This window comes from Nostoc sp. S13 (assembly GCF_029379315.1).
In the GTDB taxonomy this organism is placed as follows: Bacteria; Cyanobacteriota; Cyanobacteriia; order Cyanobacteriales; family Nostocaceae; genus Nostoc.
Window position 1 is genome coordinate 1 of sequence record NZ_JAQYWQ010000076.1, and the last position, 21,856, is coordinate 21,856.

Consider the following 21,856-nt stretch of genomic DNA (forward strand, 5'->3'; position numbering starts at 1 on the left):
GCATTGGGCATTGGGCATTGGGCATTGGGCATTGGGCATTGGGCATTGGGCATTGATTATTCCCCTTGTCCCCGTTGTCCCCCTTGTCCCCCTTGTCTCTCTATTCACCATGCCCCATGCCCCATCTATTTATTCTATGCGTTGTAAACTGCCAGAGTGCTTTAACTGATACAAGGTGGCGTTGCCAGTGCAAAATAAAACTGTGGTGATTTCAGCGATTAATACCTCAGCCAGTTCGGAAACTGCTGTCTCTGATGTTGCTGCTGCTTGCAAGAAAGGCATTGCTAAACCAGCTATATCTGCTCCCAAGGCGATCGCAGCTGCGACATCCAATCCATGACGCAAACCTCCCGAAGCAATTAAGGGCACATATGGAGCGATCTCTCTAATAGTTGTAATGCACTCTGCTGTCGGTAAACCCCAATCGGCAAACGTCCTGCCTAAGCGACGTTGTAAGGGACTTTCTGCTCGTTCACTTTCTACTTTTGCCCAAGAAGTACCCCCCGCACCAGCCACATCAATTGCTGCTACCCCAGCAGCAATGAGTTTCTCGGCGATCGCTGCTGAAATGCCGTTACCAACTTCCTTGGCAATCACTGGCACTGGAAGATTAACACATAATTTTGATATTTTGTCAAGCAAACTGCGAAAATTAGTATCACCTTTGGATTGAATGCACTCTTGTAGAGGGTTAAAGTGTAAAATCAGGGCATCAGCCTCTAAGATATCAACTACCCGCAAACATTCATCTAAGCCGTACTTATAGTTAAGTTGCACAGCCCCCAAGTTTGCAAATAGCAGCACATCGGGGGCATACTTACGGATAGCAAAAGTATCAGCCACCTGAGATTTTTCCACCGCTACCCGTTGGGAACCGACACCCATTGCAATTTTGTAGTGTTGCGCGACTTGGGCCAAACGTTGGTTAATGATTCCGGCTTGTTCTGTTCCTCCAGTCATGGAAGAAATTAACAAGGGTGCGCCCAGGTGTTTCCCCAGAAAAGTTGTACTGATATCAATATCGTTGTGGTTTAGTTCGGGTAAGCAACAATGGGTGAAGCGATAACGTTCCAGTCCATTGGTGATTTGCTCACACTGAACATCTTCCTCTAAGCAGATCCGAATGTGATCCGCTTTGCGATTCTGAGTTTGTGCAGAGGTATTGGTAGGGGCGTTCACTAGTGGGTATGGCTAAAAGTATTTGCGATCGCTATTGTTACATTGTCTGCAACCGTCTCTTTAACTAATAGACTTATCCGGAAATGAGAACTTTATTTGGCTGAAACCTAGCTCTGGAGAGGGTTTTAGAGGTTCCTGTTTTATATAAGCTAAAAAGCCAGCTATGTAAGGGTTTCAGCTATTTTGAGGTTTATTTGTGGATAAGTCTAATATCTATCTGGCTTTTGGTAATTTGGCGTCACTGATAGCGCCACTGAGAGCGAGTCAGACGCTACGCACAGTCGCTAACGCTTTGCTATCGAGCGTCACAGTCCGTCGTAGATATCGCTCGGTGCTAAACATCGTTGAAATATCCAAATATATAGTAATTATGTACTATAAATATTCAACTTAAGAATCAAAGCAACCTTGATTCTTTAAAAGTTTGTTGTGCTTCATTGTTTCATGATCAACTAAATATTATGTATACTTACTGACATCAGTATTTATACGAGAGTTTTGTATTTGACACTCAAGTTCATAAACAAATTAATAAAAATAATCTTTGTAAGAAAACTTAGTAAACATATTCGTTTTCTCATTGCGGATTTCTACGTAGGAAATTAAAGTTTAGAAGTGACAGAAAAAAAATTAAACCCTAAGATTTTTAATTTAGTTTCTTTGGTTTAAGTGTCAACCTGATATGTAACCTCTTTAACAAGTAATTATGAAATTATCTCTCAAAACCTTATCAATTAGTGCAGCGTTCATTGCTCTTTCGTGCGTAGGTATCAGCCCAGTAGTAGCAGCTTCCCCGAACCTACTCGTTAATGGCAGTTTTGAAGATACAACTTTGTCTAATAATAGTTGGGCAACCTATTCCACTATCAACGGTTGGACTGCAACACCAAACGGCCAAATTGAAATTCAACGTAATGTAGCTGGCTCTCCTTATGATGGTTTTAACCTAGTTGAGTTGGATAGTCATAATTATGATGCAAGCAAATTTAATGCACAAAACCCCTTAGGTTTATACCAAGACGTTACAACTGTAGCAGGACAAGACTACACTTTATCTTTTGCCTACTCTGCTCGTCCATATACAGCCGCCGGAGAGAATATCTTTAATATCTTGGTTGGTGATGCCAGCAATAGTGGTAACATACTCACACAGAGCATTTCTGATGGTGCTGGTAGCTCAAATACTGTTTGGTCAATCTTTACTACGACTTTTAAGGCTACCAGTGCACTATCACGGGTGCAATTTAACTATACCGGGCCATTAGATACTTACGGTTCTTATATTGATGATGTGAAGCTGGTAACTGCTGTTCCAGAACCCACTGCAATTACCGGAATCGTTTTAGCTGGTCTGGGATTAGTTACTTTCAAAAAGCGCAATACTTCTAAGAAATCACTAGTGGCATGACTAGGATAAATACTATCCATACTCATAGTTTTAGATTGCTAAATTAATGTCCATTTTGGCAAATTTATATCAATATTTTCCCCGATATGAAATTGTCAAGTGACCAGATAAATTTGACATACAACAGCCGCCGCAGCCATCTTAGTGGCTGCGGCGGCTGCATCATGTCCACTTGCTTAGGAAACGCTCTATAAATCAAACCCTACTTCCGGGTATAACGATGTTTCACCGAATTTGAGATTTTAAGTTTTGGATTTTGGATTGAAGATTAAGGTCAATCTAAAATCTAAAATTGCTTGACCCCAATGAGGAAATATTCAGAATCACCCATTAGCGCCTCTAGGATATCAACTAACCGCAAACATTAGACCTCTTGCAATAAGTCCCTAAGACCCCACCCCCAACCCTTAAGAGCTTGCTCTTTGGGATCGGCTTTGCGATTCTGAGTTTTTGCAGAGATATTGGTAGGGACCTTCACTGGTGGGTATGGTTAAAAGTATTTGCGATCGCTATTGTTACATTGTCTGCAACCGTCTTTTGATAACAAAAATATTTATTTTCGCTATCTTTAGGGTACGTTACGCTATTGATAACAGAACCATTTTCTCATTTTGTGGTTAATTAAGTATGGTTTTACAAACTGGGAAAGTCGTTATAGATGATTGCAGTGGTTAAGGCGATCGCCAAGCAATAGGCATCATTTACGGTGCAATGATGCCTACTTGTTATTTGTTACGCCGTTTGTGTAAAAGCCGCTTTTGAGTCAAGCCCCTCTCTGCAAGCAAAGAGGGGCTTGTGATATTATTTATCCTTAGAAAGGCGATGTCTGGGTAACAGGCTCTTTTTCTGTTCTTCTTGAAAACTGCTGGCTTGTTTCAGGACTGGGATAGACTGGTTAATCATCCACATTAAAACCTCGATTGGTGAGTCTCCTTGCTGAAGGCGGTTTTCGGCATTTATGCCAATTAATATTGTTTGCAAAATTAGCAAGAAAGCAATCGCTCTTTGACTTGCACTTTTACCGCGTTTTTGAGATGACATCTGAATTCACCTTGTTTTTAAGCTTACAAGGTCAATTATTTTTTTGGGTATTTCCCCACACACATCCCCCACGCAGCGTCTATAATGCTTGTATAATCAGGTTTTACGGTTTGGGGAAGCTTGTTTGTTTGGGTAATTACAAATTGTTTCAATTTTCTTTATATTTGACTGATGTCAAGAAATCTTCGCAAAGATGAATCAGCTTTAGAAAATGTACTTAGTCTAGTAGAAGCATTGCTGCAACTGTTGCAAAAGCAGGAGTGTGAGTCAAAACCTCCACTTTGCGTTGTCTGGAATGCTGAGAAACTGCGAATTACCGGATATAAAAGCGAACATACAAGAGGAAACAGAAGCAAGACACCTGAAGTTGGTACAAAGAAAGAATATTTACTCCAACAGATTAAAAATGCTGGCAAAACTTTAAAACTTCCCCCGCAAAAAGCAGAATCTAACGTTTCTCAGAATGAAAGAGAATTAGACGAGCTTCAAACTGCACTTGACTGGTTGAAAAATTTGGAAGTGCGAGAAGACGAACGAGCTAGAAAGAATCAAGGTTATTGGAAATTTACCCTGACGCTAAAACATCAGACAGCGACGATAAAAGATAATCTGGAGGTGGTTAAGCAGAAGTGGAAGGAATACCAAAAGGCGAATTTAAAAGAAACATCCCAAGTACAAATAACAGATAATAGCTTCGATTGGCAAGAAATCTGCGGCGCTATGCTGGAAAAGCACAAGCGTCTCACCACAAATGAGTTGCTGTTTGCTGATGATGAGATGAAATTTGAGCTAAAGGAAATTCATGTCCCTTTAGCATTGGTGGAGCGTAACAGACCGAACAAGTGCCGTGAGGATATTTCCGCAGAAAAAGGTTCGCGACTTTACGAACCGAGTTATGAAGAGAAGCAGCGATTTGAACCTGAGGCTTTTTTAGAGAAAATTATCGGTGATGGTGTTGGTAAAACTCAAGGACAGCGTATCGCTTTAATTGGGGAACCGGGTGCGGGAAAAACTACTCAGTTGCAAACTATAGCTTTTTGGATATTAAACAACAATCTGGGTTTACCAATTTGGATTTCTTTGGCAGACTTGCAAGGAAAGAGTGTAGAAAATTATCTGTTGCAAGATTGGCTGAAGAATGCTTTAGAAGTGGTGCGTGTAACAGAAGAACAGGAAAACACTTTCGCAGATTTATTCAAGAATAATCGTGTGTGGTTGTTGTTGGATGCAGCAGATGAAATGTCCTCACTCCAACCATTAACTGATATTTCTCATGAGTTGATGGGATGGGTGAAAAATGCGCGGGTTGTGCTGACTTGTCGGGTGAATGTTTGGGAAGCAAACGCCAACGCTTTAGAAAATTTCGAGACGTATCGGTTACTCAATTTTGAATATCCGCAACAAGTACAAAAGTTTATTCAGCGTTGGTTTCACAACAAGGATGCAGACAAAGGGGAAATATTATGGCAGGAATTAGATAAACCTGAAGCTCAGCGTATCCAAGATTTAGTGAAAAATCCTTTGCGGTTAGCGCTGTTGTGTAGCACTTGGCAAAGTTCTGATAAAGGTTTACCGAAAACTAAAGCCGGACTTTATCAGCAGTTTGTGGAAGAGGTTTACAACTGGAAAGAAAACCGCTTTCCTACCACCGAAGATCAGCAAGAGGAATTAAACACTGCGTTGGGACGTTTAGCAAAACGGGCAATTGATCAAGAAACGTCACGGTTTCGGCTACGACATAAGTTTGTGCGTGAGGAATTAAGAGATGCAAAACAGCAAAATTCTTTATTTTGGTTAGCGTTAAAGTTGGGATGGCTAAATGAAGTTGGAGTGGCTGCGGGTTCCCGACAACCCCAGGCAAGGCATTTATCGCATTTTTGCCCCGCAGTGGAAAGAGGTAATTTTGCTGTGGTTGGGACGTGAGGATGTGAGGAGTAAGGAGAAGGAAAAGTTTATTCAGGCGTTAGTCGAATTTAATGATGGGTGCGGAGAATGCAGAGCTATTGATAGAGTAAGAAGGGGATTTTACGAGTTTCGCGCTTATTTTCTCGCGGCGGCGGCTGTTGATGAGTGGAAAAATTCTTGCAACGCAGATGCGATTGTGGCAGAAATCGTTAAATGGCGCTTTGGTAAGTTCAACATAGATAAATGGGTGTTTCATGAATTCAAGATTGAACAACAGAAATGGGAAAGATTTCCTGAACCAATTGAACAGGGAGCAAACACAGCGCTGCTACAGACCGAGCGCACAAAAGCGATTCATGCATTGGTGCAGTTAATCTGTAATTGTCAGGATAAATTTGCCTGTATGCAAGCAGCATCTAGCTTAGGGCAAATTGGCTTAGGTAGCCAAACGGCGATTGATGCATTGGTGCAGTTAATCTGTAATTCTCAAAATGAATTCATCCGTAGGTATGCAGCATCTAGCTTAGGACAAATTGGCTTAGGCAACCAAAAAGAGATTGATGCATTGGTACAATTAATCTATAATTCTCAGTCTAAAACCACCCGTGGGCAAGCGGTATCTAGCTTAGGGCAAATTGGCTTAGGCAATCAAGCGGCGATTGATGCGTTGGTAGAGTTAATCAATAATTCTGAATATGAATTTCTTCGTATGCGAGCGGCATCTAGCTTAGGACAAATTAATCCTAGGAACCGAACTGCTATTGATGCCTTGGAGCAGTTAATTAATAATTCTCTGGATAAATTGATTACTAGGCAAGCGGCATCTATCTTAAAACAACTTGAGCTAGACAATCAAAAAGAGATTGATGCTTTGGCACAGTCAATTACTAATTATCAGTACGAACATAACTGTATGCAAGCAACACCTACCTTAAAGCAAATTGAGCTAGACAATCAAAGAGAGATTGATGCATTGGTGCAAACATGTAATTCTGAGGATGAATTTACTTGTATGGAAGTGATATCTAGCTTAGGACAAATTGGCTTAGGCAACCAAACAGCGATTGATGTATTGGTGGAATTAATCTATAATTCTCCGTCTGAAATGATCCATAGTCAAGCCGCAGAAACCTTATGGACAATTCTGGCAGAGGAGAAACAGATGGCGGGTGTTGTCACCGCTTTGAAGGATTACTTATCAGATGAAACTTACGAAAATGACTTTTGGCGATTGCATAAATTCCACAATTGTTACAACCTTATCTGGAAGTGCGCCGAAAACATGACATACCCCACTTTTTATCAAGCTTGGCATCAACAAGAGAAAGTGAAAGATGGAGAGTAAAAAAGAAAAATACTTCATCGAGCCAAAACATAAGCAAAATGTAGAAGCAGCAATGCCTTATAAAGACGCGATTCATCGCATCTCGTAAGCATCTCGTAAATCTATCGCGTCCGCTCTTTCCGCAATCCAGGGAATGCGATCGCCCCTAGTAAAACAGATATTGTAAACAGAATGGGAATGCGATCGCAAAAACGATCGCCCCTTGTAGAGACGCGATTCATCGCGTCTTCTTCCTTCCCATCATTTACATAGCGCGAATAATTCCGAGTTTTTTGGGTTGGCAATTACATCAATGCAAAGCAATAATTGCATAAATTTTTGTATCAACCAAAGATATAATCATGAATAATGACGAGCCTCAACCAAAAAACAACAAACCTAAATACAAAGGTAAATATCGAATTGATTCAACCCGTTTACCAGCATGGAGTTATGCTAGTAATGGCGGATATTTCGTTACTATTTGCACCGACGTTAAAAAATGCTTTTTTGGTGAGGTTGTGCAAGGTGAAATGCAGCGCTCGCCAATTGGAGAAATTGCTCATAAATTGTGGTACGAGATTCCTAATCATTTTTCTAATTGCCGGATAGATTCGTTTTGCGTCATGCCTAATCATATTCATGGGATTTTGATTATTAATCAAATACGAGAAGAAGACGCGATGAATCTACGAACACAGGAAGAAGACGCGATGAATCTACGAACACAGGAAGAAGACGCGATGAATCTACGAACACAGGAAGAAGACGCGATGAATCGCGTCTCTACAAGGGGGGATGGGGAACGGGGTGGGGTTACTGGGTTATTTAACCCGATGTTGTCTAAAAATTCCCTTTCTAAAATTATTAGATGGTACAAAGGACGATGTACATTTGAAATTAATCAAATATATGAAGGTTTTGGATGGCAAGAAAGGTTCCATGACAACATAATTCGTAATGAATTTGCCCTCGATCAAATTAGACAATATATTATCAATAACCCAATCAATTGGGAACGCGATCGCGAACAACCACCCCATCCCCCCTTGTAGAGACGCGATTCATCGCGTCTTCTTCCTGATTCATCGCGTCTTCTACTATTGACGGGTATAACGATGTTTCACCCCAATGGGGAAATATTCAGCATCACCCATTGGTGCTAATGTAACTTGTGGCGTTTGATATTCTGCCGGAACATAATTAGCAAACTCGCTATTTAGACGTAGTAGTTGTGAAAGAATAGAAGATGCGATCGCTTCTCTTCGATCTTCACTACCCTCTACCCCTGGTGCTAATTCCACTACTACAGATAAAAATCGATTCTTATCTGCATCTTCCTTCACCTGCAATACGAATTTACCTGTCACCCATTCTTGAATTATTGGTTGCTCTAATCCCACCGTCACATTTTCTGGATAGATATTTGCGCCAAAGTAGGAAACCGTAAAGTTAGAACGGCCGAAGACATAAACGAAAGGTAGCTGATGAATACCTCTAGGTGAGTGTTCAGTGTCAGAACGGAGATTTTCAAGCGGGTTAAATCCCCATTCTGCTAAAAATTGCAGCATGGCATCATAACTAATTATCCCGCCAGTATCCAAGATGTCATAACGTACTAAGGGAATACCGTTGTCTCCAGAAAATAGCAACCCGCCATCTTCAACTTCAAAAAAGCGACTGCAAGGATCATATTGTACTAGTGTGGGTAAACGCGATTCCCCAAATAAAGCTCTAGCCGCATCGGGATTTTTTGCCAAAAAACGGCGAATGCAGATACTTAACGGTGTTTCATTACCCAAAACTCCCGCATCCGCAGTGCCGTAAAGTGATGCAAAATCATAACAAGGATTTTGTGAACCAACTCTTTCACCAACTAAACTCCGCCATTCTTCACTAAATACTTCTCCCGCCATTACTAATTTAATCTGATATTGCTGCCACTCCACACCACGGGCGATACCAGTATCAATTACATCTTTTAAAAATGGCGGGTATCCTAATAGCACCACTTGCTGAAATGCTGAACCTAGTTCTTGGACAACTCGCAAGATTTCTTCTTTGTTGTTACCAGGAGTAATTACAGTGATGGGATAACCTTTGCTAGCAAGATAACGACAACAATTAGTGGTGAATATTCCACCTACCCAAGTGCCCAAAGTGAAACAAATCACTGCTAGGGTACGTCTGGTATCTGTATAGAAACTATCGTGAAAAATCTGTTCAAAGCGTGTGGCGATTTGGAGTTCATCTGTGAAAAAACGAGGCCAAAATGTCGGTTTACCACTGGAACCGGAAGAAGCAGCTATCATATCGCACGCTTGGAGTTGTCCGTTGCGACACAAGTCAGCTAAAGGATAACGCAGGATATAATTTTGTTTAGCGATCGCTGGTAGTTTTTGAAACTCCTCCAAGCTTTGAATAGTCGCGGGATTAATTTCCCTTTCTGCTAAAAAAGCCTTGTAAGCTGGTACATTAGCCGCCACATCGTGAAATAAACTCAAAGCTACCGAAGTTTGAGTGTTGAGATGCCGTTGCAGTAGCGTTTCTAGGGGGGTAGACAAAAAATCTTCAAATGCTTTAATTACTTGCTGCTGTCGTGATTTGCAGTTCATGACGCTTGTTGTTTATCCTAAAGTAGAACCAACACCGTTAAAGTAATTCGTAATTCGTAATTCTTAATTCGTAGGATATCCGAAAATGAGGGTATGCGGGTTGTAGTTATTCAATAAAACCTTAATTTATCCTTGGGCACCATGCAGCTCTATTGCAGTAAACAACACACAAATAATGATAGTAACCGCTTTTGTACCCATTGTGGTGAACCATTACCTCTTGCTGTGGGGGAGATTGTGGATAATCGCTATCAAATTATCCGTCATTTAGGGCAGGGCGGCTTTGGACGCACCTATTTGGCGGAAGATAGAGATAAATCTCATCAAACGTGTGTGCTGAAGGAATTTGCACCCCAAGTACAAGAACAGCAAGATTTACAAAAAGCTAAAGAGTTGTTTGAGCGAGAAGCAAATGTTCTGAAAAAACTCCAGCATCCGCAAATTCCGCGTTTTCACGCCTCGCTACAAGTTAAGATAGGCACTAAAGATTTTTTCTTTCTCGTGCAAGATTATGTGGATGGTGACAATTATTACCAATTATTAGAAGAACGCGAAAGTCAAGGAAAAACCTTCAGTGAAGAGGAAGTAATCACCCTACTGCAACAGATTTTACCCGTGTTATCCTACATCCACTCACAAGATGTAGTTCACCGCGATATCACTCCTGATAATTTGATTTGGCGGCGTTCTGATCATCTGCCAGTACTGATTGATTTTGGCGGTGTCAAGCAATTGCCAGCTTCGGAAGGTTTTTGGCGCACTAAGTTGGTTGGAAATAACACTTTACTGGGTAAAAAGGGCTACGCTCCAGAGGAACAGCTACGCCAGGGGAAAGTATTTTTAAGTAGTGATTTATATTCTTTGGCGGTGACAACATTGGTGTTGCTCACGGGTAAAGAACCACAAAAATTATACGATAGCTATCAGGGAATTTGGGGATGGGGAAAGGAAATTCAAGTTAGTCCCCAACTGGAAGCGGTGTTAAAAAAGATGCTAGCTTATAAACCGAGCGATCGCTACCAACGAGCCGAACAAATCCTCAAAGATTTACCATCGCCAACTGCGACTAAATCCCCAAGTAATTATATTACCACCAAGATCAAGACGATGGTAGTTGCTCCGGGAAGACAACGCGCCAGTGCTGTTATTAGTAGATTGCAGAGCAAAACGCAAGCGATTGCTAAACCGATATCTTGGCCTGTTTGGATTCGCCCTTTTGTGATCAGTTTAGGGGGAACAGCTTTAGTTGGATTAACTTTGGCGGCGGGAAATGCAGTCATTCGGACTGTAACTTCAATCACTATTCCATCAATTTCATTACCGCAAATTCCCCAGTTTCCCAATCCGAGCGGTAAACCAGTCAGCGACAAAGGAAAAAATCGTGAACTCCAGGAAATTTTCAGTCGTCGTCAACAGCTAGAAATTACTGAAGGATTTTTTATTATCTTTGTAGATAATTTATTTTATACAAAAAAACCAGAATTAAAGGGACGTAGCTTGACATCTAAACCTGAAGATGCTGGTTTACGAGATGAATGGTCTGGTGTCGCTAACGATTTATTGAATAAACTAGAACAGGCTAACCTCAGTACAGCAGCTCGTCGGAAATTGGGTAAATATACTCCACAAGATTACGAAACATGGAGACGACAAGCGCGATCCGGGCAGTTTGGGAATTATACAATTGATCAACTGAACAAAGACACAAATGAAAAATTTGATCGGTTGTTTCCTGGTCAGGAGCGTGGGAAACTGAATCAACAGACTTTCGGTCAAATTTGGTATGCGATCGCAGCTGATCAACTCAGTAAAGTACAATCTGGCAAGTAAGCGGACTGGGGAAGAGTCGCTAATAACAAATCAGAAAGCGCAAAGTCTGATCGGAGGTTTCCTCCAATCAGAACTTTGTAAGAGAGGACAAATGACAAAATTATATTGTGTTAAAGGACATGAAAATTCCCCAGGTAGTCGCTTTTGTCTCCAGTGTGGTGAAAATTTGTTGGATAGGCCCATGAGTTATAGTATCGAACCGGGACTAACTTTAGGCGATCGCTATCTAATTGTGCGTCAAATTGGTCAAGGTGGCTTTGGACGCACTTATTTAGCTGAAGATATCAATCGTTTCCGCGAACTTTGTGTTTTAAAAGAATTTTCACCCCAAGTTCAAACCGCTTACGTTGTTCAAAAAGCTGAAGAACTGTTTGAGAGAGAAGCGAGCGTTCTTTATAAGCTGCAACATCCCCAAATTCCCCGCTTCCGGGAACTGCTGAGGATGAATTTAGGGGGCAAAGAATATCTGTTTTTGGTGCAAGATTATGTCGAAGGTGAAACTTACAACTCCTTGTTAAATGCCCGAATACAACGGGGTTTGCGCTTTACAGAAGCGGAAGTACGCCAATTGTTGCTTTCAATTTTGCCAGTGTTGGAATACATCCACTCACTAGGAGTAATTCATCGAGATATTTCTCCAGATAACTTAATGCTTCGCACTGTTGACCAACTACCAGTATTAATTGATTTTGGCGGTGTCAAACAAGTAGTAGCAACCGTTGCTTCCCAATATTACCAACCCGGCGCAGTTGCACCTCCCCCAGCACTAACCCTATTGGGTAAAATAGGATTTGCTCCCCCAGAACAGATGCAAACTGGGATGGTATCTCCCCATAGCGACTTGTATGCAATGGCCGCAACAATGTTAGTTTTACTGACAGGGAAACAACCCCAAGAATTAATTGATACCTACACTCTTAGTTGGCAGTGGCGACGGGAAGTTAGCCTGAGTCAAACTTTGGCACAGGTATTAGATAAAATGCTCTCTACCAGACCAAGCGATCGCTATCAATCAGCCCGTCAAGTACTCCAAGCCCTCAACCTACCCCCAGCTAACTATCCCCCAACTCAATACCCCACCCCACCACAACCTACATCCGCCACCGTTGCCATCTCTCCCCCATCCCCCTCATCCCCCTTATCCCCCTCATCCCCCCCTCCCCCCTGGTGGACACCTACAAAAACCTTCCTTGCGGCGGCGGCGGTAGCTGGTACTGTTGGATTAATTTGGTGGGGAGTGAATAGCAGCCGCGATGTAGTGGAAGTCAAACCTACACCCACAGCCACCCAAATTCCAACTCAAGAACCAACCGATCCCTTAGCGCAATATTCACCAGCAGAACGGGAACGCAAAGAAAGATTAAGCGATCGCCGTCAACAACTGGGTATTGATGAGAAGTTCTACATTAACTTGGTAAATCAAGTTTTTTGGGACAGAAATCCCAGTTTACGGGGACGCACTCTCAGCAACGGTACTGAAGATGAGAGTTTGCGGGCAGAATGGGATAAAACAGCCTCAGAATTGCTAGAAAAGCTAGCACCACTGAGTAATAAAGCACGTCAAAAACTGGGAACTTATACAACTGCTGATCGCGATCGTCAGAAAGTACAAGTCAACAAAATCAACGTTGGGAGTCGTTCTTTGTCTGATTTGGGAAATGCTGCCTTTTTCAGTGTATTCCCTGAACAGCGTGGTAAAGATTTCCTGACTCAGCCCATTGGACAAGTTTGGTACGGTTTTGTTAGCGATCGACTCAGTGCTATCCTCGACGGTAGCGCTTTCGAGAAACTTCTATTTGATCCGGGCGCTACTGGCAAAATAGTCAGTGGTACTCTTCAACCTGGAGGTGGTAAAGTATTCATTGCTGGACTTGCCAAAGAGCAATCTCTGGAGTTGAAGCTACAAGCAAATTCTCAAGTTTTGTTATCAGTGTATTCACCGTCTGGCAAAATTCGACTTTTAGAAGATTCTACCCAGCGTAGTTTGTCAACTAAATTACCAGAAAAGGGATTTTACGAGTTTGTCGTGGTTTCCACAGCATCGAAACCAGTAGATTATCAACTCAACATTACAGTGGAAAATCCCACTCCTCCCCCATTGCCAACACCAACGCCCACGGAAACACCCACAACTATACCAAAGCCAACGCCAACGCCAACGCCAACGCCAACCCCAACCCCAACCCATACATTAACTCCTACACAAACCGCCACACCTGAACCGACACCGACGCAAGAGACAACGCCTAAGTAGAGAGTTATTTATTTTTGAATTTTGTTAGCGCAGCGTTAGCGAGTAATCGAGCGTCCGCAGGAGCGTCACTTTTCAAGATAGACATCGCTAATTTTCCGAACCCAAATAACTATGATCGGAATCCGGTTTAATTTTTGAACAAGGTTAGGTATTGTAGGGTGCGTTAGGATGAAATCCGTAACGCACCAAACCCTTCAGAATGATGCGTTACGCTGTCGCTAAAACAATGCCAGTCCGCTCAAGTCGGGAAACCCGCCCAGACGGCTGGCTCCCCTGCGTATCTTTTCAAAAATAAAATAGTAGTCCTATATAAAATTTATGTAAAGCCTAAGTGTTATTAAGCGCAAAAATTTCGGGATTAATATATTAATTAAACTTATATACTTTTCAATGTATTTCTTTAATAAAAAATTATTTTCTTTAAGAAAAAAATATATATTCTACCAAAAAATCTGATATTGAAACTTAACTTAACAACGATACCGTGTTCATCTGAAAGATATCACAATGTTCACCAAAAAAATCAGTAGTTTTCAACAAGATTTCATTAAAGCTTATATATATTATTACATATATATCAATGTATTATAAATCAGATATATTGATATTTTTAAGATTTGGTAAATAAGTTGATGTAACCTTGTACTTCATGATAATTAAGTAGTTACAACGTCGGTTCAAAAAAATTGGGAAAAAGAACCAAAACATTTGACCTAATTATTTACAAAGAAAGTCCGAAGGGCAGAAGGAAAGAAGTATTAATGAAAACTTTAGTTTTGGGTCATTGCTCACTAGTATAAAAAGATTTGTATTAAGTGGAAAGTGCCATGATATACTAGGCATTCTTGCTTTAATTCCATGCTTTTAAGCATGGGAACATAGCTGCCTTCTGAACATTTTGGTAATCAATATAAGGGATTTTCAGGAAATAAATTATCTAATTTTGTAAGGTAGGCGTCTTGCTCGTCCCTAACCAAAGATGGGCTTTTCGGTTCAGCCCACAATCAGTAGTTGGATTTTTTTTATTTAGAAGTTCCTAACCAAATAATTAATGTTTTCTTCCCTTAGATTACGCAAATAGCAAGTAATCTACATGAACTGATGAATAGTTCTTTGACTAAGGCTGAACTTACGTATTAGTGAGAAATTCAGGAGAGATAATATGGCATTTATTTTCGGCACTACAAATTCTGACACGATAAATGGGACTTTGGGAAATGACACGATAGTTGGTTGGGCTAGTGGTGGTAATGCAAATAGTACCTCTGGTAACGATACCTTGAATGGTTTGGCTGGTAACGATTCCCTCGCCGGTGGGACGGCGAACGACAGTCTAATCGGTGGAGATGGTAATGACACACTTGATGGCGGCACAGAAAACGACACTCTAATAGGTGGTGCGGGCAGTGACACCTTCAAAGGCAGTCAGGGTAACGACAGCATTAATGGCGGAGATGGCATTGATACCGCAGACTACAGTCAACTAGGTCAAACCATTACCTTATCAGGTGTCGGAACCATTCAAAAAGCTGGGGGATTCGGGCAAGACCAACTCTTTAAAATAGAAAAGATTATTGCGAATCCTAATGTTGCCAACAACACCATAAATGCATCCCAATCTTCGCCTGGGGTATCTATCACCGTTAACCTGCAAACCCAAAGTTTGTCTGCCAATAAGATTCCTGGTTTGGGAACATTGTCATTTACTGCGGTCAACTTTGATAATGTCATCGGCACAAATGCAAATGACAGCATTGTTGGCGACAACCAAAATAATCAATTATCCGGTAATAATGGCAATGACACGCTTGATGGGGGCTTAGGTACTGACACTTTGAATGGGGGAGCAGGCAACGACACTTACATTATTGACGGTGCTGTTGACACGATTACAGAGGCCGCTAATTTAGATATAGATACCGTCCGGTCTTCTATCAGCTACACACTGGTTGCCAATGTGGAGAATCTGAGGCTGACGGGAACTAGTGCCATTGAGGGGACAGGTAACAGTCTTGACAACTTCCTCTTTGGTAATACTGTTAACAACACTCTGAATGGCGGAGGAGGCAATGACACACTAGATGGTAATTTCGGCAATGATATCCTCAATGCTGGCAACGGCAATGATAGTCTACAGGGCGGACCCGGCAATGACGTACTCAATGGGGGGTCTGGAAACGATATCCTCATCGGTGTTTTCCCCGGTAGTCCGCTTCCACCTGGATTAGGGGAAATTGATAACTTGACTGGTGGGGCTGGGGCAGATAGATTTATCCTGGGGGACGCTGCAAATGTTTTCTACGACGATAACAACACTACTACTCCTGGTTTTGGGGACTTGGCTATTATTATTGACTTCGACTCTAGCCAAGATCGAATTGAACTCAAAGGATCTCCACAGGACTACCTCCTGCAAGTTGTTGGAAACAATACACGAATATTCTTAGACAAACTGGGAGGAGAGCAAAATGAGGCCATAGGCATTGTGCAGGGGGTAGTGGGTCTCAGCCTTGATAGTGACAACTTCACTTTTCTATGAACGACGCAGAAATTATTACAACGGCAATCTGCGCGGCGATGTTTTTTAATGGTAATCATAGTAAAGCTTGTAGTTGGCATTATATTGAAACCGTGTTTAGTAGTATCACTTGTGTTTTCCCAAAATCAATTATGAAGGGTTGTTACTTAAGCTACAAGCATTCATTTTTCTTTTACTCTTCAACAAGCTTTTATTGAATAAGTAATTTCTATATTTTCGTAATCTAGAGCTATTTAATCAAAGTCAGTCGGTAAATCTGGTTGGCGATAATGCTGGAAAAGTCGCGTGATTTGCGCTGGTATCACACGTCCAAGAGAAAGTTCTGGTAACGCATTTTCAGGAAAAAAACCTACTTCTTCAGTTTCAATACTTGATGATGGAGAACCACCGATTATTTCGCAGTGGAAAAATAGCTTATAGATATAAAACGGCAACGGTGGATGTCCCTGTTTGTCTCTGTCATAGACTGCTAGTAGTTTAATAGCGCGGGCTTGATATCCAGATTCTTCATATATTTCTTTCACAACTACCTGACTGGGCGACTCGCCGACATCAGCCCATCCACCAGGTAAAGTCCAACAGCCGTCAGATCGTTCCTTGACTAACAATATAGTATCATCCCGAAAAATCGCTGCCCGCACATCAACTTTGGGAGTTGCATAGCCTAGTTCACGGCTAAATAAATCGAGGACATAGCTGTGTTCTACATTCGAGTAAGTCGCCATGATTTCTGTGGCGATCGCTCGTAATTGTTTGTAGCGTTCGATGTCAAAAGGCCCTTCAGAATAGGTTAGACCATTTTGAGCGATCGCTTGTAACTTTTGCGCCCATTCCAGCCATTTAGTTTCCACAGTTTTTTCCCTATTTAATGTAGAGACGTTACATGTAACGTCTCTACATAATTCTAAAGATGGCTATTAAGCATCATCTAAAGCTGCAATTCCAGGCAATACCTTGCCTTCAAGTAACTCCAAGCTAGCGCCGCCGCCGGTGGAGATGTGGCTCATTTGCTCGGCTAAACCAACCTTTTCCACAGCCGCTACTGAGTCGCCGCCGCCGATAATGGTGGTTGTGCCAGTTTTGCTAATTTCGGCGAGGGTATGAGCGATCGCTTCCGTACCTACCGCAAACTTATCAAACTCAAACACACCCATCGGCCCGTTCCAAATTACCGTTTTGGTATCTGCAAGGGCATCTTGGAAAACTTTCACCGAGTCTGGGCCAATATCCAAACCCATCCAACCATCTGGGATATTCTCAATGCTAACGGTTTGAGAATTGGCATCTGGGGCAAAGTTATCTGCCACTACCACATCTGTGGGAAGCAATAAAGCAACGCCCCGTTCTTTAGCCTTAGCTTCCAAAGACTTCGCTAGTTCTAGCTTGTCTTCTTCCACCAACGACTTACCGACATTCAAACCACGGGCTTTGTAGAAGGTGAAAATCATCCCACCGCCGATGATCAGCTTGTCGCACTTCTCCAGCAACGTTTCAATCACGCCAATTTTACTGGAAACTTTGGAACCGCCAATGATTGCCGCCAACGGACGTTGGGGATTTTCAATGGCGTTTTGCAGATATTGCAATTCCTTCTCAACCAAATATCCAGCCACAGAAGGACTCAGGAATTTAGTCACACCTTCAGTAGAAGCATGGGCGCGGTGTGCAGTACCAAAAGCATCATTTACATAAAAATCAGCATTAGCTGCCAATTTTTTCGCAAATTCTGGGTCGTTTTTCTCTTCTTCTTTGTAAAAACGGACATTTTCCAGTAACAGCACTTGGCCATTTTGCAACGCGCCAACTTTAGCTGCAACTTCATCGCCAATGGAGTCATCAGTTTTAATCACTTCTTGCCCCAGCAACTCTGAGAGACGCTTGGCAACGGGAGTTAGGCGTAATTTGTCATCTACACCTTTGGGACGACCAAAATGGCTTGCGAGAACGACCTTAGCACCCTTCTGCGTCAAATCTCTAATGGTTGGTAGAGCGGCGCGAATGCGAGTATCGTCGGTAATATTGCCTTGATCATCGACAGGCACGTTAAAGTCAACCCGCACTAAGGCGCGTTTCCCAGAAATATCAGCCGCAGATAAACTTGCTAAACTTTTTTTGGACACACCAAACTCTCCTGATTACCTTTTTGTTATTGTTTTGAAAGTAGAACCATCCAGATTTTACCGGAGTCAGGGGTGCCCAGGTGAGTGAGATGTTTAAGACAGTACTATTTCCTATTGATCAAAGTCGAGAAACGCGGGAAGCTGCTGACGTTGTTACCAACGTAGTCAAAAAGTACGGCAGTAGCTTGGTGCTGCTGTCTGTGGTAGAAGAACTACGACAAGATGCGCCTAGCGCAGATCCGATGGTGTCACCAGAGGTAGTTGCCAAACTGCTGGAAAATGCCCAATCTTTATTTTCTGGGCAAGGAATTCAATCCCAAATCCTGGAAAGGCGAGGCAAACCAGCTTTTACTATCTGCGATGTCGCTGATGAAATCGGGGCCGATTTAATTATCATGGGCTGTCGGGGACTAGGCTTGACTGAAGAGGGAGTAACTGATAGTGTTACCACTCGCGTAATTAACCTTTCTCCTTGCCCAGTGCTAATTGTACCTTAGCAGTGGACAGTGCTGAGGAGCTAGTGTGTTGTTGAATACTAATAATTTTGTCGCGATCGCCCATAAAAATTTCTGGGGTTCTTGCAACAACGCAACTAGGGAAAGTTGCGCTAGATTAGGTGCTGCTAGGTACGAGCATCAAAATCCACTTCTCTGTTTGTCATTTGTATTTACACAATAGACATCTGGTGAAATTAAATATGCGTTATCGAGAACTTTTGTAGAGACGTAGCATTGCTACGTCTCTACATTCTTTTTCACGCCTATGTCTATAAAACTTATGCAAAACTATACGCGCTTTAGAGCAATTCATGAATTACCCCTAAGAAGAAAATCAGGATTTGGCCTATTATTTGCGTAAGTCCTGGTCTAAGGGACTTCCAACAAATAAATTATCCAATCTTGTGGGGTGGACATCTTGTCATTGGTGTCAACTTAAGGTGAAAGTTAGTCTAGAAGCAGCATTTAGAGATTATCTCGTATCTCGTTCCCAGTCAGAGACTATTGGTGACAACTTAAGAAAAAGGTAAGCTTGTCAACAGGTGGATCAAGGAAAAAAAACGATGGGAAATCCAAGAGTCGGAAACCCAGATCACAAGCGGGATAGAAACATGCCAGCGCCGCGCGGATGGAGGAGCTATTAACACCACTGGTATACAATCAACTGTCATATTACCAACAGCTAGGACTACGCGACCGGATTCTGGGTTTTGAGCTTTATTTTCTAACATTATCGCTAAAATCATCTCTTTTACCTGAAGGTTAAACCAGCGTCGCTACCCGATGCGCCAAGGTTTCTAAATTTCAATAGCGTTAAGCTAGAAGAAATCCATTTTAATATTAGTGATGCCTAATATTCAAGAACACGTAAACACTCTCGTTACAAAATTTGTTCCTGGTTATAGATTTATTCGTTTACAAGAACTCACAATTGATAAAAATAATTCACTCCAAACAAAAATTAATAGTAAATCAATTAAAGTTCTCAGTTGGAATATTGCTAAACAAAACTATAATAAAAGTTGGATTAAAGATTTTTCAAAAATAATTGAAACTTATCAACCAAACCTCATATTTTTACAAGAATTTTCTCTAAGGTTAGAAGCAGATGAATGCTTAGAATCGCTGAAAATGAATTGGAATTTTGCTCCTAACTTTGTAGATATTCATCATCAAAGCTATTCGGGAATTTTCACAGCAGCTACAATTAGTCCACTCACCAAAAAAGTTATAACTACTAAACATTATGAGCCGATTGTTAGAACTCCTAAAATTTCTTTAATTACTGAGTATTTGCTATCTGAACAAAGCACAACTCTCCTAACAATCAATAGTCATCTGATCAATTTTGTAGATTTAAATAAATTTAAAATACAACTAAATGAATTAGAGCTAGCATTATCTACACATCGTGGCCCACTAATATTTTCAGGAGATTTCAATACTTGGAGTCAAAAAAGAGCAGTTATCCTCAATCAAGTAATAACTAAATTGGGATTAACGCCAGTAATTTTTGCACCTGATGAGAAGGAGAAAATTAAACGCTTCCTGTTATCACCCCCTTTAGATCATATCTTTTATGGAAATCTCAGTGCGAAGAAAGCCAGTGCTAAGGTGCTAGACAAAATTTGTTCATCCGATCACAAGCCATTGCTGGCAGAATTTACATATATCAATACTCAATAAAAACTAAGATGCTTGTAGATGCTGGTGTTCTAGCTATTTTTAGCACAGCTACAGTTGTTGTCCATCTCGTGGGAGTCGCACATGCAGCCCATGCAGTGATGAATGTGCGTTCTTCCCAAGGGGCAATTGCCTGGAGCATTTCTCTAATTACCTTCCCCTGGTTAGCTATTCCGTTGTATTGGATTTTAGGAAGAACTAAATTTCATGGATATGGTGAAACACTCCGTTCAGTCTATGCACAACACTACAAGCTTGTTCATCAGACTTATAGTGAAGTTATTAAATTTCAGGTTACGCCACCAGATAATCTAGCCAAGTTGCAACCATTAGCGAAGGCTTTTACAGAAATTCCTTTCACATCAGGCAATGCTGCCGAATTACTGATTGATGGTCAGCAAACCTTTGAAGCGATGCTGAAAAAGATTGCATTAGCGACAAATTATATTTTGTTCCAATTCTATACTGTTAACGATGACCAAGCAGGTAATGAGTTTAAAGAAGCATTGATTGCTAAAGCCAAGCAAGGAATAAACATCTACTTTCTCTACGATGAAATTGGTTCCAAGAAACTATCTCGCCCTTATATCCAGTCTCTACAACAGCATGGAATTGCAGTAAGTGCATTTAACACCACCCAAGGTCAGGGTAATCGGCTCCAATATAATTTTCGCAATCATCGGAAAATTCTGGTGGTCGATGGAGAAATAGCATTTGTAGGTGGACTGAATATTGGTGACGAATATTTAGGAAAAAATCCTCGCTTGAGTCCCTGGCGCGACACCCACATGATGCTCGAAGGGCCAACTGTACAAAGCCTACAAAACTCTTTTTTGCGAGATTGGTATTGGGCAACTCGAAAACTTCTTGAAGTTAACTGGCAGGTAAAAATTAATCGAGAAACTAATCAAACTGCATTCATTCTTCCTACAGGCCCAGCAGATCAGCTCCCAGCTTGTAAGCTTTTTTTTGTCGAACTAATTAATCAAGCTCAAACTCATCTCTGGATTGCTAGTCCATATTTTGTACCGGACGAGGCAACATTGTCAGCCTTAAAACTGGCAGCAATGCGAGGTGTAGATGTGCGAATTCTCTTGCCAAATCGACCTGATCACTTATTTGTTTATTTGTGTTCCTTCTCTTACTACACCGAAATGGAAAAAATCGGTATCAAATTGTATCGTTACAAAAATGGGTTTATGCACCAGAAAGTTATAGTCATTGATCAGAATATAGCAGGGGTAGGAACTGTTAACTTGGATAGTCGCTCTTTTTCCCTAAACTTTGAAGTTATGGGTTTTATTACCGAGCCTCGGTTTGTCCAAAGTGTAAAAAAGATGTTAGAGGATGATTTAGCTGTCTGTGTTGCTGTTAATCTCGATGAGTATGATAAAAAACCTTTTTGGTTCAAGTTAGCTGTGAGAGTATCTCGATTGCTGACTCCTTTACTTTAATCACTAA

16 protein-coding genes are annotated in these 21,856 nt (G+C 41.5%); 10 read left to right on the plus strand and 6 right to left on the minus strand.

Translation table 11 applies throughout. The features are described 5' to 3' along the window. Positions 1-129: 129 nt before the first annotated feature. Positions 130-1,179 carry a type 2 isopentenyl-diphosphate Delta-isomerase gene (gene fni / locus PUQ00_RS21275; protein WP_300420423.1) on the minus strand — a complete coding sequence of 350 codons (1,050 nt, stop codon included), beginning with the start codon at positions 1,177-1,179 and terminating at the stop codon, positions 130-132. Positions 1,180-1,885: 706 nt separating this feature from the next. On the opposite strand from fni, the gene PUQ00_RS21280 reads away from it, so the two are divergent. Beyond that, positions 1,886-2,587, plus strand: a complete 702-nt coding sequence (locus PUQ00_RS21280; RefSeq protein WP_300420426.1) for a DUF642 domain-containing protein — start codon at positions 1,886-1,888, stop codon at positions 2,585-2,587. Between the two features lie 801 nt (positions 2,588-3,388). Here the strand turns inward: PUQ00_RS21280 and PUQ00_RS21285 are convergent. Next, the gene (locus tag PUQ00_RS21285) at positions 3,389-3,628 is read right to left on the minus strand and encodes a hypothetical protein (RefSeq protein ID WP_300420428.1); all 240 of its coding nucleotides are present in this window, start codon (positions 3,626-3,628) and stop codon (positions 3,389-3,391) included. A 171-nt stretch (positions 3,629-3,799) separates the two neighbouring features. Between PUQ00_RS21285 and PUQ00_RS21290 the strand changes: the two genes are divergently transcribed. Together PUQ00_RS21290 and PUQ00_RS21295 are read left to right on the plus strand one after the other, a co-directional pair. Further along, positions 3,800-5,551 carry an NACHT domain-containing protein gene (locus tag PUQ00_RS21290; protein ID WP_300420430.1) on the plus strand — a complete coding sequence of 584 codons (1,752 nt, stop codon included), beginning with the start codon at positions 3,800-3,802 and terminating at the stop codon, positions 5,549-5,551. Continuing rightward, a complete protein-coding gene (locus PUQ00_RS21295) occupies positions 5,448-6,878 on the plus strand; it encodes a HEAT repeat domain-containing protein (protein ID WP_300420432.1) in 1,431 nt (476 codons plus the stop codon). The genes PUQ00_RS21290 and PUQ00_RS21295 overlap by 104 nt, the downstream gene beginning before the upstream one ends. Positions 6,879-6,979: 101 nt before the next feature. Here PUQ00_RS21295 and PUQ00_RS21300 read toward each other — a convergent pair whose 3' ends face one another. Beyond that, positions 6,980-7,162 (minus strand): hypothetical protein, encoded by a 183-nt coding sequence (locus PUQ00_RS21300; protein WP_300420434.1) that lies wholly within the window; start codon positions 7,160-7,162, stop codon positions 6,980-6,982. 57 nt (positions 7,163-7,219) lie between these two features. Between PUQ00_RS21300 and PUQ00_RS21305 the strand changes: the two genes are divergently transcribed. Next, positions 7,220-7,912 (plus strand): transposase, encoded by a 693-nt coding sequence (locus PUQ00_RS21305; protein WP_300420437.1) that lies wholly within the window; start codon positions 7,220-7,222, stop codon positions 7,910-7,912. A gap of 45 nt (positions 7,913-7,957) precedes the next feature. Here the strand turns inward: PUQ00_RS21305 and PUQ00_RS21310 are convergent, their stop codons facing one another. Beyond that, positions 7,958-9,472, minus strand: a complete 1,515-nt coding sequence (locus PUQ00_RS21310; RefSeq protein ID WP_300420439.1) for a phenylacetate--CoA ligase family protein — start codon at positions 9,470-9,472, stop codon at positions 7,958-7,960. Between the two features lie 141 nt (positions 9,473-9,613). On the opposite strand from PUQ00_RS21310, the gene PUQ00_RS21315 reads away from it, so the two are divergent. The 3 genes from PUQ00_RS21315 (at position 9,614) to PUQ00_RS21325 (ending at position 16,095) form a co-directional block, all read left to right on the plus strand. Continuing rightward, positions 9,614-11,302 (plus strand): serine/threonine-protein kinase, encoded by a 1,689-nt coding sequence (locus PUQ00_RS21315; RefSeq protein WP_300420441.1) that lies wholly within the window; start codon positions 9,614-9,616, stop codon positions 11,300-11,302. A gap of 91 nt (positions 11,303-11,393) precedes the next feature. After that, positions 11,394-13,556, plus strand: coding sequence for a serine/threonine-protein kinase (locus PUQ00_RS21320; RefSeq protein WP_300420444.1), 2,163 nt, complete (start codon positions 11,394-11,396; stop codon positions 13,554-13,556). Between the two features lie 1,162 nt (positions 13,557-14,718). Further along, the gene (locus tag PUQ00_RS21325; RefSeq protein WP_300420446.1) at positions 14,719-16,095 is read left to right on the plus strand and encodes a calcium-binding protein; all 1,377 of its coding nucleotides are present in this window, start codon (positions 14,719-14,721) and stop codon (positions 16,093-16,095) included. Positions 16,096-16,328: 233 nt separating this feature from the next. Here PUQ00_RS21325 and PUQ00_RS21330 read toward each other — a convergent pair whose 3' ends face one another. Together PUQ00_RS21330 and PUQ00_RS21335 are read right to left on the minus strand one after the other, a co-directional pair. Continuing rightward, positions 16,329-16,946 (minus strand): NUDIX hydrolase, encoded by a 618-nt coding sequence (locus PUQ00_RS21330; protein WP_300420449.1) that lies wholly within the window; start codon positions 16,944-16,946, stop codon positions 16,329-16,331. Positions 16,947-17,012: 66 nt separating this feature from the next. Beyond that, the gene (locus PUQ00_RS21335; protein ID WP_300420451.1) at positions 17,013-18,215 is read right to left on the minus strand and encodes a phosphoglycerate kinase; all 1,203 of its coding nucleotides are present in this window, start codon (positions 18,213-18,215) and stop codon (positions 17,013-17,015) included. Between the two features lie 89 nt (positions 18,216-18,304). Between PUQ00_RS21335 and PUQ00_RS21340 the strand changes: the two genes are divergently transcribed. The 3 genes from PUQ00_RS21340 to cls all read left to right on the plus strand — a co-directional run bounded on the left by PUQ00_RS21340 (position 18,305) and on the right by cls (position 21,849). Continuing rightward, positions 18,305-18,712, plus strand: a complete 408-nt coding sequence (locus PUQ00_RS21340) for a universal stress protein (protein ID WP_300420454.1) — start codon at positions 18,305-18,307, stop codon at positions 18,710-18,712. An 846-nt stretch (positions 18,713-19,558) separates the two neighbouring features. Continuing rightward, positions 19,559-20,398: an endonuclease/exonuclease/phosphatase family protein gene (locus PUQ00_RS21345; protein ID WP_300420456.1), complete on the plus strand. Its 840-nt coding sequence runs from the start codon at positions 19,559-19,561 to the stop codon at positions 20,396-20,398. Between the two features lie 8 nt (positions 20,399-20,406). Continuing rightward, the gene (gene cls, locus PUQ00_RS21350) at positions 20,407-21,849 is read left to right on the plus strand and encodes a cardiolipin synthase (protein ID WP_300420459.1); all 1,443 of its coding nucleotides are present in this window, start codon (positions 20,407-20,409) and stop codon (positions 21,847-21,849) included. Positions 21,850-21,856 lie beyond the last annotated feature (7 nt).

Coding starts and splice junctions, on each gene's coding strand:
- PUQ00_RS21280 (WP_300420426.1), top strand. CDS start 1,886: ATGAAATTATCTCTCAAAACCTTATCAATTAGTGCAGCGTTCATTGCT.
- PUQ00_RS21325 (WP_300420446.1), top strand. CDS start 14,719: ATGGCATTTATTTTCGGCACTACAAATTCTGACACGATAAATGGGACT.
- PUQ00_RS21345 (WP_300420456.1), top strand. CDS start 19,559: ATGCCTAATATTCAAGAACACGTAAACACTCTCGTTACAAAATTTGTT.
- PUQ00_RS21310 (WP_300420439.1), bottom strand. CDS start 9,472: ATGAACTGCAAATCACGACAGCAGCAAGTAATTAAAGCATTTGAAGAT.
- PUQ00_RS21290 (WP_300420430.1), top strand. CDS start 3,800: ATGTCAAGAAATCTTCGCAAAGATGAATCAGCTTTAGAAAATGTACTT.
- PUQ00_RS21295 (WP_300420432.1), top strand. CDS start 5,448: ATGAAGTTGGAGTGGCTGCGGGTTCCCGACAACCCCAGGCAAGGCATT.
- PUQ00_RS21305 (WP_300420437.1), top strand. CDS start 7,220: ATGAATAATGACGAGCCTCAACCAAAAAACAACAAACCTAAATACAAA.
- PUQ00_RS21340 (WP_300420454.1), top strand. CDS start 18,305: ATGTTTAAGACAGTACTATTTCCTATTGATCAAAGTCGAGAAACGCGG.
- PUQ00_RS21315 (WP_300420441.1), top strand. CDS start 9,614: ATGCAGCTCTATTGCAGTAAACAACACACAAATAATGATAGTAACCGC.
- PUQ00_RS21285 (WP_300420428.1), bottom strand. CDS start 3,628: ATGTCATCTCAAAAACGCGGTAAAAGTGCAAGTCAAAGAGCGATTGCT.
- cls (WP_300420459.1), top strand. CDS start 20,407: ATGCTTGTAGATGCTGGTGTTCTAGCTATTTTTAGCACAGCTACAGTT.
- PUQ00_RS21320 (WP_300420444.1), top strand. CDS start 11,394: ATGACAAAATTATATTGTGTTAAAGGACATGAAAATTCCCCAGGTAGT.